Origin of the sequence: Pandoraea fibrosis (assembly GCF_000807775.2) — a bacterium.
GTDB lineage: Bacteria > Pseudomonadota > Gammaproteobacteria > Burkholderiales > Burkholderiaceae > Pandoraea > Pandoraea fibrosis.
Window position 1 is genome coordinate 3,056,985 of record NZ_CP047385.1, and the last position, 11,881, is coordinate 3,068,865.

Annotated in this window: 9 protein-coding genes; 2 read left to right on the plus strand and 7 right to left on the minus strand. The window is 63.4% G+C overall.

Annotated elements, in window-relative coordinates:
- Nucleotides 1–61: 61 nt before the first annotated feature.
- The 5 genes from PI93_RS13565 to PI93_RS13585 all read right to left on the minus strand — a co-directional run bounded on the left by PI93_RS13565 (nucleotide 62) and on the right by PI93_RS13585 (nucleotide 5,165).
- Complete coding sequence (locus tag PI93_RS13565) at nucleotides 62–385, minus strand: AzlD domain-containing protein (protein WP_039374074.1); 324 nt, start codon at nucleotides 383–385, stop codon at nucleotides 62–64.
- Nucleotides 382–1,194 carry an AzlC family ABC transporter permease gene (locus PI93_RS13570; protein WP_236105572.1) on the minus strand — a complete coding sequence of 271 codons (813 nt, stop codon included), beginning with the start codon at nucleotides 1,192–1,194 and terminating at the stop codon, nucleotides 382–384. The genes PI93_RS13565 and PI93_RS13570 overlap by 4 nt, the downstream gene beginning before the upstream one ends.
- Before the next feature lie 190 nt (nucleotides 1,195–1,384).
- Nucleotides 1,385–3,847, minus strand: coding sequence for a penicillin-binding protein 1A (locus PI93_RS13575; protein WP_407945364.1), 2,463 nt, complete (start codon nucleotides 3,845–3,847; stop codon nucleotides 1,385–1,387).
- 291 nt (nucleotides 3,848–4,138) lie between these two features.
- Nucleotides 4,139–4,771: a LysE family translocator gene (locus PI93_RS13580; protein WP_039374072.1), complete on the minus strand. Its 633-nt coding sequence runs from the start codon at nucleotides 4,769–4,771 to the stop codon at nucleotides 4,139–4,141.
- A 91-nt stretch (nucleotides 4,772–4,862) separates the two neighbouring features.
- Nucleotides 4,863–5,165: a hypothetical protein gene (locus PI93_RS13585; RefSeq protein WP_039374071.1), complete on the minus strand. Its 303-nt coding sequence runs from the start codon at nucleotides 5,163–5,165 to the stop codon at nucleotides 4,863–4,865.
- Nucleotides 5,166–5,481: 316 nt separating this feature from the next.
- On the opposite strand from PI93_RS13585, the gene PI93_RS25000 reads away from it, so the two are divergent.
- A complete protein-coding gene (locus PI93_RS25000) occupies nucleotides 5,482–7,104 on the plus strand; it encodes a methyl-accepting chemotaxis protein (RefSeq protein WP_039374069.1) in 1,623 nt (540 codons plus the stop codon).
- A 132-nt stretch (nucleotides 7,105–7,236) separates the two neighbouring features.
- The gene (locus PI93_RS13595; RefSeq protein ID WP_039374068.1) at nucleotides 7,237–7,653 is read left to right on the plus strand and encodes a hypothetical protein; all 417 of its coding nucleotides are present in this window, start codon (nucleotides 7,237–7,239) and stop codon (nucleotides 7,651–7,653) included.
- Nucleotides 7,654–7,838: 185 nt separating this feature from the next.
- Here the strand turns inward: PI93_RS13595 and PI93_RS13600 are convergent, their stop codons facing one another.
- Nucleotides 7,839–9,563 (minus strand): NADPH-dependent assimilatory sulfite reductase hemoprotein subunit, encoded by a 1,725-nt coding sequence (locus tag PI93_RS13600; RefSeq protein ID WP_039374066.1) that lies wholly within the window; start codon nucleotides 9,561–9,563, stop codon nucleotides 7,839–7,841.
- A 62-nt stretch (nucleotides 9,564–9,625) separates the two neighbouring features.
- On the minus strand, nucleotides 9,626–11,479 hold the full coding sequence (locus PI93_RS13605) for an assimilatory sulfite reductase (NADPH) flavoprotein subunit (RefSeq protein ID WP_039374064.1): 1,854 nt from the start codon (nucleotides 11,477–11,479) through the stop codon (nucleotides 9,626–9,628).
- Between the last annotated feature and the right edge of the window lie 402 nt (nucleotides 11,480–11,881).

An 11,881-nucleotide genomic window follows, 5' to 3' on the forward strand; every position in this document is an offset into this window, starting at 1 on the left:
AAAAAGCGCCTCTCGGGGCGCTTTTTTCATGCGTGCGATGTCGGCGAGATTACGCCATGCGTTACCCCAGAACGCCCAACTGCCATGTGAAGAAGACGGCAAGCCCTGCGCCGATGGTGAGCAACTGGTGACGCGTCGCCGCACAGACCGCAATCGCCACCAATGCCGCCACGAGCTGGGGATTGCGCCACGTCAGTTCGAGCCCGTTGCCGTGCGGTGCAAGCGTCATCGGCACGATGATCGCGGTGAGTACCGTCACCGGAACGAACGACAGTGCCTCGCGCAGCCATTCGGGAAACCGCACGCGGTCGCCCAGCACGAAGATGCCCGCCTTGATGGCGAACGTCACCGTCGCCATGCCGAGAATCGCCAGAACGTAGTTCATTTCGCACCTCCTGCGGATGCGTCTTGCGAGCGCAGACCGGTGCGGTCGTCGGGCGTGTTGGCGCCGAGGCTGCCCCCGCGCTTGCCATTGGGCGATGCCCGCCTGCCATCGCGACGTTTCGCGTGCAGCGCCAGCATGCCGGCAGCGATCCCGAGCGTCACGGCCACGAGCAAACCGAGCTTGTACGGCAGGCCCTGACAAAGATAGGCGCTCGCCCCTGCAACTACGGTGGCGATGGCCCACGGCATGCGGGCCATCTGCGGCACGATGATCGCGATGAACGTGGCGACCATGGCGAAGTCCAGCCCGAGCGTCTGCAAGCGTGGGAATGCGGCGCCGAACAACAGGCCGGCGAGCGTCCAAATCTGCCAGTTGATATACATCGACAGGCCCGAGCCGAGGAAATACCAGTGCCCCATCGGGTCGTCCGGCTGTCGGTGAAAATGACTGCTGGTCACGGCGAAGGTCTCATCCGTGAGCAGGAAGCCGAGCAACGCCCGCCAGCGAAGGTTCAGATGCCGCACGTGGGGCAACAGGTTCGCGGCATACAGCATGTGACGCAGATTGACGATCAGTGTCGTGGCCCACAGCACGACGTAGCCTACGCCGGTTGCGAATAGCCCGGCGGCGATGAACTGGCTGGACCCGGCGAAAACGGCGAGCGACATGAGTTGACCGTGCCACGTGGCCAGCGGCGTGGTCGCGACCAACGCCCCGAAGATCAGGCCGAACGGGGCCGCGCCGACGATCATCGGTACGGTATCGCGGACACCCGCGACAAAGCTGGTCGCTCGGGACGGAACCGGCATGGTGAGGACTTTCCTGAGAGTGAGCGGTGGAGAATGACTGCCTGGAGGATAGCGCCAGCACCGGCCCGGACGCTTGTACATTCTTGCGCTTGCCCGCCGAGACGAAAACGGCCACCCGTCGGGTGGCCGTGTGTGCGAGGCGACCGTCTGTCAGTTTGCGCGGGCAGACATGGCAGACGTTGAACTGGCCTCAGGGATGCTTGAACATATCGAGAATGCGAGCTTTCTCACTGGCGTCCACTCCCCCCGGCGAAGGGGGCTGGCCGGCAGCCGGCGGCGGCGCCGCAGGCGAGGGCGAACGGTTGCCGAAGAAGGGCAGCGAGAAACCACCGCTGTCGTCGTCGATACCGATGTTCGCGACAAAGCCGTTGCCCGGCAACTTATCGGTCTCATAAAGCTCGCCGTTCACCACGCTGACGCCTTCGGGCATCGCCATCTGCTGCTGCGGCACGCCATTGAGCGCTACGCCCATGTACTTGGTCCAGACCGGCAACGCCAGTTGTGCGCCGAATTCACGGCTGCCCAGCGTCTTGGGCTGGTCGAAGCCAAGCCATGCCACGGCCACCAGCGAGTGCTGATAACCCGCGAACCAGCCGTCGAGCGCGTCGTTGGTCGTGCCGGTCTTGCCCGCCAGATCGGTGCGCTTGAGCACATTCGTGCCCGAGCCGGTGCCGCGCTGCGCCACCGTTTGCAGCAGGCTATTCATGATGAACGCGTTCGGTGCCGAGATGGCGCGGGCGGCGTTCACGCCGGCCACTACCGGCGTGGCCTTGTTCAACACGTTGCCGCGCGCGTCGCGGATCTCGCCGATCAGGTACGGCGCCACGCGATAGCCGCCGTTGGCAAATACCGCGTAGGCACCGGCCAATTGCAGCGGCGTCGTCTGCCCGGCACCCAGCGCCATCGGCAGATACGGCGGCACTTTGTCGGCATCGAAACCGAAACGGGTCGCGTAGTCCTGCGTGTATTGCGTGCCTGCGAATTGCAGCAGGCGAATCGCCACGAGGTTCTTCGAGCGTTGCAGACCTTCGCGCACGGTCATCGGGCCGCTGAAGGCATCGTCGTCGTGCGGATCCCACGCCTGTCCACCGGTTTGGGCGGGCGGCAGGTTGAGCGGGCCGTCGAGCACCATCGTCGCGGGACTCACGCCTTTCTCGATGGCCGCCGAGTACACCACGGGCTTGAACGTCGAGCCCGGTTGGCGCCATGCCTGCGTGGCGCGATTGAACTTGCTCTGATTGAAATCGAAGCCACCGACCAGCGCACGGATGGCGCCGTCGTCCGGCGAGAGCGAGACAAGCGAGCCCTGAACTTCCGGCAACTGAACGATGCGCCACTTGCCACGCGGGTCCTTCATGACGCGAATGATCGAGCCCGGACGGATGCGCAGCTTTTCGCTGGCTTTGGCCGAGAGCGCCGACGCAGCAAAGCCGATCCCGTCGCCGTTGACCGTCACGGCGTCGCCCGAGAGCGGAATCGCCGTAATCTGAGACGAACTGGCGGCCACCACGACGGCGGCGATCAGGTCGCCATTGTCGGGATGTTCGAGCAGCGTGTCTTCGATCAGTTGCTGACGGTCGGGCATCGCGGCAGGTAGCTCCACGAAGCCTTCCGGGCCACGGTAAGCGTGGCGTCGTTCGTAATCGAGCACGCCCATGCGCACGGCCTCGTAGGCGGCTTGCTGCTTCTTCGAGTCGAGTGTCGTGATGACGGTCAGGCCGCGCGTGTAGGTATCGTCCTTGTATTCGTCGTACACGGCCTGACGCACCATTTCGGCGACGTACTCGGCGTGCACGTTGTACTCGTTGCCGGACGTGCGCGTGCGAATCGGCTCATGCAGAGCGTCTTCGTATTGATTGCGCGAGATATAGCCCAGATCGAGCATGCGCTTGAGGATGTATTCCTGCCGGATCTTCGCGCGCTTCGGGTTGACGATCGGGTTGTAGGCGGACGGCGCCTTGGGCAGTCCGGCCAGCATGGCCGCTTCGCCGAGCGTGATGTCCTTCAGGTCTTTGCCGAAGTAGATGCGTGCCGCGCTTGCAAAACCATACGCCCGTTGCCCCAGATAGATCTGGTTCATGTACAGCTCGAGAATCTTGTCCTTGGACAGGGCGGACTCGATCTTGTAGGCGAGCAGCATTTCGTAGATCTTGCGCGTGGCCGTCTTCTCCCGCGAGAGGAAGAAGTTGCGCGCGACCTGCATCGTGATCGTACTGGCGCCTTGTGCGGCGCCGCCGTGCAAGACGTCGGACACGCCAGCGCGCAGAATGCCGATGAAATCGACGCCGCCGTGGTCGTAGAAGCGGTAGTCCTCGATGGCGAGCACAGCCTTCTTCATGACATCCGGAATCTGATCGATGGTGACCAGACTGCGACGTTCCTCACCGAATTCGCCGATCAGTACGTTATCGGACGTGTAAATGCGCAGCGGCACCTTTGGCCGGTAGTCGGTAATGACATCCAGCGGCGGCAGGTTCGGGCGCATGACGATCAGCGCATAGCCGACGATCAGCGCACCAACGATGGCCAAGCCTGCCAGCGTGACAAGGATCGCGGCAATCGTGCCGAAACCGCGTTGTCGCCCGGAGGTGGATGGCGAGGCAGCAAGGGCAGACGGCGCCCGGGGCGTATTGACGGGGGAGGTGCGGTGCACCCGATCAGACGGTGCACGAGGCGGCAAACAATGCTTCAAGGACATACCCAACGAAAATTGCAGGATGGGAACAGGCCAGCCGGCCTAGCGCTGCGTGGATCCCCGCCGCGCGGCGAAATCGGTGCAGTATGCCACGCCCGGCGTACCACCCTCCAAAAAAATGGAGGAGGCGTCTGCACGGCAAACCGCGAGAAGTTGGTGCGGCGGCGAGGGCGCGGGAACGTTTCCCGCTCGCCCCTGGGTGACGAAGTCAAAAAAACGGGACTCACGCAGCCAGTGCCGGTCGCCGGCTCAGCGACGCGCTTCGGTCGCCATGCGCAAGGCCAGCGCGCCCAGCACGCCGCCCATCAGCCAGCGTTGAATGCGCAGCCAGGCTGGGCGTTGCCCGAGGAATCGGGCGATGCTGCCGGCCGACAGTGCAACACAGGCATTCACGGCCACGCTGGCAACGATCTGCGTGGCGCCCAGCGCCAGCGATTGCGTGAGCACACTGCCGTGCTCGGGGTGCACGAACTGCGGCAGCAATGCGAGGTAAAGCATCGCGATCTTCGGGTTGAGCACCGAGGTGAACAGGCCCATCAGGAACAGACGCCGATTGCTGTCACGCGCGAGCGGGCGCACTTCGAATGGCGAACGGCCGCCCGGTTTGAGCGCCTGCCAGGCTAGCCAGAACAGGTAGATCGCGCCGCCGAAGCGCAGCAAGTCGTAAGCGAACGGCACAGCGAAGAGCAGGGCGGTGATACCGAACGCCGCACTCAACATATAGAAGACGAAACCCAACGCCACGCCGCCCAGTGAGACCAGACCCGCGGCCGGCCCCTGACACAACGAGCGCGAGACCAGATACATCATGTTCGGTCCCGGTGTGAGGGCCATGCCGATGGCCACCAGCGCGAAGGCCAGCCAGGTCGAGATTGCGGGCATTTGAATGGCGTATGAATAAGGCAAACCGCACGATACCACGCTCGCGAGGTGCACGCCGGTTGAGTGAAAGCGGGGTTCGTTCGCTGCGAATTCAGCCGAGCCGTTTGAGAAAAACGGTCATTTCCTTCTCGGCCTGCCGGTCGCCGTGCGCTTGTGCGGCGGCGATACCGCGCGTCCACGCATCGCGGGCACCGTCGATGTCGCCTGCTCCCTGCCGGGCTTTGCCCAGCAGCTTCCAGGCCGCCGTATATGCGGGATCGAACGCCACGCAACGGGTCAGATGGTCCGCTGCAATGGCGAAGTGCTGTCCGTCCAGATAGGCCTTGCCGAGCCCAAAGCGCAATAACGCGTTGTCTTTGCCGGCCGCCAGGAGTTTCTCAAGTCCTTCGATCATGTTTTGAATATATCGTATGTATATATAAAAAATGACATAAGATCATGCGCTCTTCCCGAGTTACCAGTCGTGTCGAGCGATGGGGTGCCCGGCGTTTGCCGTTTCGGCTTGCAAGACAGGTGGTGCAAGGCGTCCCTGTACGTTGCCCCCTTGATTTGCATCAATCCGACGTCGGCCGATGGCTTGGCGCGTGGGCACGTAAACCCGCAGGATGCTCAAGTCTGGCGTGCGACACGCCGATGTGACAAGTATGACCGGTCCGACAGAGGCCGGCCCCGGGGTGAGAAAACCCACTACGTAAGACGGAGACGACAGCATGTTGCGTAGCTTTTCGATCAAGGCGCGCCTGGGCATCACGATGGCGCTGCTGGCGGTATTGCTGATTCTGTTGGGCGCGCTCGGCATTGCCGGCATGACACGCACGGGAGATGCCCTTCGCGAAACTTACGCCAATCACCTTGCCGCCACTGTGGCGCTAGGCAAGGACAATGCCACGCTGGCGCGCACTCGTGCCATTCTCGATCGCGTGGTGCTTCATCCCGAATCTCCCGATGCCGACAAAGTGGCGGCCCGCGCGCGCGGCATGATCAAGGACGCGAACGCCGCATGGGCCGCTTATCAGGCGTTACCGCATGGCGCCGAGGAGAAGCGGCTGGCCGACGATGTGGCGGCACGGCGCGCCACGTTCTTCGCGCAGGGGATGGACCCGATGCTGGCAGCCATCGACGCGCGCGATCGCGCGGCGATGGACGACCTCACGATGAATGTGCTGCCCAAACATTACGCCGCACTCACCACCGCCAGCGACGCGTTGGCTGCCTACAAGTTGAAGCTCGGGCAAGAGACTTACGAGGCGTCCATGTCGGAACTGGCGGCGTTTCGCTGGTTGAGCATCGGTGCGACGGCGTTGGGCGTGCTCATGGCGATTGCCTGCTACTTCTCGTTGCGTGGCGCGATCATGCGTCCGTTGGCCGAAGCGTTGAGCGCTTTCGAGAACATCGCGGCCGGTCGACTCGACAACCAGGTGCAGGTGCGCGGCAAAGACGAAATGTCGATGCTCATGCGCGGACTGGACACGATGCAGTCGCGACTTGCCGGCACGATTCGCGGCGTGCGCCGCAGTTGTGACGCCATGGCGACGGCCACGGCGGAAATTTCGGCGGGCAATACCGATTTGTCGGCGCGCACCGAGCAGCAGGCGGCGTCGCTGGAAGAGACGGCCTCGTCGATGGAGCAATTGACCGCGACCGTCAAACAGAATGCCGACAATGCCCGACAGGCGAGCCAATTAGCCGTCAATGCCTCGGATATCGCGGCGCGAGGCGGTCAGGTCGTGGCGCGGGTGGTCGATACGATGCAGGGCATCTCGACGAGTTCGTCGCAGGTGGTGGACATCATCAGCGTGATCGACGGCATTGCGTTCCAGACCAATATTCTTGCGCTCAACGCTGCTGTGGAGGCGGCCCGAGCCGGCGAGCAGGGGCGCGGTTTCGCTGTGGTGGCGGGCGAGGTGCGCACGCTGGCGCAGCGCAGCGCCACGGCCGCGCGCGAGATCAAGACGCTCATCGAGGCGTCGGCACAGAAGGTGGCCGATGGCTCGACACTGGTGGCCGAAGCCGGTCGCACGATGGACGATATCGTTCAGGCCGTGCAGCGCGTGACCGACATCATGGGCGAGATTTCCGCGGCGTCCGATGAGCAGAGCGGCGGCATCGAGCAGGTGAATCAGGCCGTCACGCAAATGGACACTGTCACGCAGCAGAACGCCGCGCTCGTGGAGCAAGCGGCGGCGGCCGCCGCGTCGCTGGAGGATCAGACCCATGCGTTGCGCGAGGAAATGGCGCGCTTCCAGTTGGGCGACGAAGCACTGGCGGCGGGCGGGGCACGGCGTCCGGCCCTGCATGCCGTGGGCGCGGCGTCGCTTTCGATGGCTGCGTGATGGGCGTTCGGCACGCATGCCGAAGACACCGTGAAAGGGCTCGGCAGGGTGGCACAGGGGCTGGGTTCATGGCGGTGGCGGGCTGAACCGGGTACCATTGCCCATCTTTTGCTCAGTTGAGGGTGTCGAAGTATGAAGCGAGTGGCGCAGATGGCGGCGGTGACGATTCTGGTCGGCGTTGTGGCCGGCATGGCGGGATGTGGCCCGATCAATCAGATGAGCCGGCCCGATCCGGCAACAGGTCGACTGCTCGACCAGGGAACCGAGGCCGATCGCTTCATGGTGCTCAACTGTATCTATCACGGCTGGAGCGAGTTGTCGCAAAACGTCGACTCGACGTCGTATGCCCGTAAGGGCGCTGATCGTGTACGTGTCTATCGCGGTCAGGACGCCGAAGGCAAAGCGATTTACAACCCGTATGTCGACATCATGCAAGGCGGTTTTGGTTCACGCCTGCAGTATTTCGAGCTGCCCGGCAGCAACCTGTCGCGAGACTACGAGAAGACGGTCAAGCGCTGCATGGTGCCGTACTCGGGCAGCAACGACTGACGATTGATACGTTGACGAAGACTGCGCATCGGCAGTCAGTGGTTCGGAAAAGAAAAGCCCCGGCAGGTCTTGTCGGGGCTTTTCTTTTTGCGGTGTGGTGCGCGGGCGCACGGCGCTTGATCGCGATAGACACGCCTCAATAGGAGGAACGTTGTTCCCAGTTTGAGGATGTGCGTCCGAACCCCTTAGCCGTGAAAGTCCTCGCGGGCTTCGACGACTTCCTTCACTACCCCCTGACGCACGAGGAAATCGCCGAATTTTTCGCCCGCGTCGCGCTCCTTTGCATAGCGCTGGAAGAGCGGCGTCAGTTCGGCAACGATCTGATCTTCGCTGAGCGACTCCTTGTACAACTTGTTCAGCCGCTGACCGTGAAAGCCAGCACCCAGGTACAAGTTGTACTTGCCCGCCGATTTGCCGACCAGACCGATTTCGGCAATGTAGGGCCGGGCGCAGCCGTTCGGGCACCCCGTCGTCCGAATGGTGATTGGCTCGCCGGCAAGTCCCACGTCGTCCAGCACGGTTTCCAGTCGCGTGACGAGGCCGGGCAGGGCGCGTTCGCTCTCGGCCAGCGCCAGGCCGCAGGTCGGGAAGCCGACGCACGCCATCGAATTGATTCGCAGCGCGCTTTGATGCTTGCCGTCGAGCAGGCCGAATTCCTTGACCAGCGCTTCGATCTGCGGCTTCTTTGCGTCGCTCACCCGGGCGACGATCAGGTTCTGATTGCCCGTGATGCGGATATCGCCGTCATGTACTTTTGCGATCTCGCGCAAGCCGGTCATGAGCCGGTAGTCGTCCCAGTCCTTCACGCGCCCGTTCTGGATGAAGAGCGTGAGATGCCACAAATCGTCGGCCCCTTTGAGCCAGCCGTACTGATCGCCGTTGGTCGTGAAGTGGAACGATCGGGCGGGCGCGAGCGACCAGCCGAGGTAGCGGTTGAGCTCTTCCTTGAACCACTCCACACCACGGTCGTCGATCGTGTATTTCAGGCGCGCATGTTTGCGGTTGGTACGGTCGCCGAAGTCGCGCTGCACGAGCAGCACTTTCTCCGACACCTCGACAATGCGATCCGCCGGGATATAGCCGATGACGGTCGCCGTGCGCGGGTACGTCGCCGCGTCGCCGTGCGTCATGCCCATGCCGCCGCCGACACTCACGTTGAAACCTTCGAGCTTGCCGTCCTCGCCCACCATGGCGATGAAGCCCAGATCGTTGGCATAGAGATCGACGTCGTTGTTCGGCGGAATGGCGATCGCGATCTTGAATTTGCGCGGCAAATAATGCTTGCCGTAAATCGGCTCGTGATCTTCCTTGCCCTCGCCCAGACGCTTGTCGCCCAGCCAGATCTCGCGGTATGCCGTGGTTTGCGGCAGCAGATGCCGATCGATCTTCAGGCACCAGTCGAGTGCCTCGGCGTGGGCGGGGGAGAGGTGCGGATTGTTGGAGACGAGGGTGTTGCGGTTGACGTCGCCGCACGCGGCAATGCTTGTCATCGCCACTTCGTCGATGCCTTTGATGAGAGGTCGCAACTGGTGCTTGAGCACGTTGTGATACTGCACCGTCTGACGCGTCGTCAGGCGAATCGTGTTGCCGCCGTACTTTTGCGCGAGATCGTCGAGCTTGAGCCATTGCGCGGGCGTGCACACACCGCCCGGCATGCGCAGGCGGATCATGAACTGGTACGCCGGTTCGAGTTTCTGCTTCTGACGTTCGCCGCGCAGATCGCGGTCGTCCTGCATGTAGGAGCCGTGAAACTTGAGTAGCTGGGCGTCTTTCTCGAAGATGGCGCCCGTGAGCGGATCGGCCAATCCCTCGGCGATCGTGCCGCGCAGGTAATTGCTGACGTCCTTGATCTTCTCGACCTCGGAGCGCGCCGCCGACGGGGCGGCGCTGGCTGGCTTGGTTTGCGTCATGTGGGCTGCTGTGTCGGTAAGTGCGCTGCGTGGCGCGGATCTTGTGGGGGCATGTGCCGCGATCAGTAGACGTCGCGCTGATAGCGCTTCTCGCGCTGTAACGTCTTCACATACTCGGCGGCCGCGTCCTGCGCCAGCCCGCCGTGCTCCGCCACGATGTCGACGAGCGCCGTATGAACGTCGCGCGCCATCTGGTCGGCGTCGCCGCAGACGTACAAGTGTGCGCCTTCCTGCAACCATTCATACAGGGCTTTTCCCTGCTCGCGCATGCGGTGCTGCACGTAGACCTTGTCGTGTGTGTCGCGCGAGAACGCGAGGTCGATGCGGGTCAACGCGCCATCTTTCACGTAACGCTGCCATTCGCGCTGATAGAGAAAGTCGGTGCGGAAGTGGCGATCGCCGAAGAAAAGCCAGTTCTTGCCCGGCGCGTCCAGTGCCTGACGCTCCTCGACAAACGCCCGGAACGGCGCGATACCCGTCCCCGGGCCGATCATGATGACCGGCGCATGGGTATCCGACGGCAACTTGAAGTTGCGGTTGGCTTCAATGTAGACCGGCACCGTCTCGCCTTCGCGGGCCGTGTCGGCCAGGTACGTCGACGCCACGCCGCGGCGCGCACGACCGTGACTCTCGTAGCGCACGGCGCCAACGGTGATGTGCACGGCGTCCGGGTTGGCGGCAAGACTCGAAGCAATCGAGTACAGGCGCGGCTGTAGCGTGCGCAATGTGCCGACGAACTCCGCGGCCTTCACCTTGCGGGCCGGGAACTGACGCACCACGTCGAGGACGTCGCGCCCATAGAGATAGTCGCGCAACGCCGTCTCGTTACCGGCAGCGAGCAGTGCCTTGAGTTCGGTAGACGCGGTGAGCGCCGCGTACTTTTCCAGAAACGCACGGGATAAGGTGGTGATGTCGTAGGCGCGCAGGAAGGCCTCGCGCAAGGAGAGCGTGCTGTCCTGTGTGGTCGTAGTGGCTTGCGGGTCAAGCGCAAGGGTGTCGATGAGCTCGTCGACCAGCACGTCGTCGTTTTTCACGACGACACCCAGCGCGTCGCCCGGTTCGTAGGTAAGGCCCGCGCCTTCGAGCGACAACTCGATGTGATGCACTTCCTTCGACGACCCCCGACCGGACAGCGTGATGTTCTCGATCACGGTGGCGTCGAACGGGCGCTTGCGGCTGTATTGCGTCGACGCCGCGGCGGCGGGCGTGCCACTGGCGAGGGCCGCCAGGGTCAGGCTTTCGGCCGACCCGATTCCCTTGACGGAAGCCGTAGCCGGGGCAGCGGGGGCTGCCGGCGTGGCAACTCGCTTGAGGGCTTCGACGGTGTCCTCGATCCAGCGCTCGGCGGGGGCGTCGTAGTCGACATCGGTGTCAACGCGGGCGACGAGGCGTTCGGCGCCCAGTGCGGCCAGCCGGGCATCGAAGTCCTTGCCTGCCTGGCAGAACTTCTCATAGCTCGAATCCCCCAACCCGAACACGGCGAATCGCGTGCCTTCGAGTTTGGGCGCCTTCGCACCCTGCAGGAAATCGTAGAAATCGCGGGCGTCGTCTGGCGGTTCGCCTTCGCCCTGAGTCGACACGGCCACGAGCAACAGCTTGTCACTCTTCAGACGCGACGCCTTGTAATCCCCCATTGCAAACAGGTCGACCTTGAAGCCCGCGTCGAGCGCACGCGCCTTCGCGTGCTCGGCGACTTCCTGTGCGTGGCCGGTTTGCGAGCCGTAGAGAATGGTCAGGTGCGGGGCGGCGGCGCTGGCAGTGGTGGCCACAGGCGCTGGCGCACCGGCCTGTCGCACCGCGTGATTGATGCCCGCAAGAAACCCTCGCACCCAGGCGAGCTGCTCGGTGGAAAGGCCGTCGACCAATTGACTGAGCAACTGGGACTGCTGGGCATTAAGGGGCGTGGTCTCTTGCATGTCGTTCCTGACTCCAGGGGCCGGACCCGTGCGGAAGCCCAGGCGGGTCAGACCCGTCAAGCCACCCCCCGATGGACCGGCAAGGGGATACTCAACACCATATCGGCCAGCCTTTAGAAATTAAAATAATAAAATTTAATTTTTATATATCCAATTTCCATATGGGAATATAGCGGGAGCCGGAAGCCGGCCTGTGGAGGCGTCATGGACGTAGGCTGGAATACGCGCGATGACAGCATGTTCGCGGTCAAATCGAGGGCAGGTGATGCGTAATCGGGGTCGGATGTGCGCACGATGCTCACGCGTCGAACGGGTGTTCGACGGTCCGGTGCGCGGGATCTGCGACGTATGCGGCGGACACGCCGGAAGTCCCCGTGTGACGGCTTTCCCGCTCGGTGGGTG

Excerpts from the sequence above, each read along its gene's own strand:
- PI93_RS13565 (WP_039374074.1), bottom strand. The coding sequence starts at position 385 with ATGAACTACGTTCTGGCGATTCTCGGCATGGCGACGGTGACGTTCGCC.
- PI93_RS13570 (WP_236105572.1), bottom strand. The coding sequence starts at position 1,194 with ATGCCGGTTCCGTCCCGAGCGACCAGCTTTGTCGCGGGTGTCCGCGAT.
- PI93_RS13580 (WP_039374072.1), bottom strand. The coding sequence starts at position 4,771 with ATGCCCGCAATCTCGACCTGGCTGGCCTTCGCGCTGGTGGCCATCGGC.
- PI93_RS13585 (WP_039374071.1), bottom strand. The coding sequence starts at position 5,165 with ATGATCGAAGGACTTGAGAAACTCCTGGCGGCCGGCAAAGACAACGCG.
- PI93_RS25000 (WP_039374069.1), top strand. The coding sequence starts at position 5,482 with ATGTTGCGTAGCTTTTCGATCAAGGCGCGCCTGGGCATCACGATGGCG.
- PI93_RS13595 (WP_039374068.1), top strand. The coding sequence starts at position 7,237 with ATGAAGCGAGTGGCGCAGATGGCGGCGGTGACGATTCTGGTCGGCGTT.
- PI93_RS13600 (WP_039374066.1), bottom strand. The coding sequence starts at position 9,563 with ATGACGCAAACCAAGCCAGCCAGCGCCGCCCCGTCGGCGGCGCGCTCC.
- PI93_RS13605 (WP_039374064.1), bottom strand. The coding sequence starts at position 11,479 with ATGCAAGAGACCACGCCCCTTAATGCCCAGCAGTCCCAGTTGCTCAGT.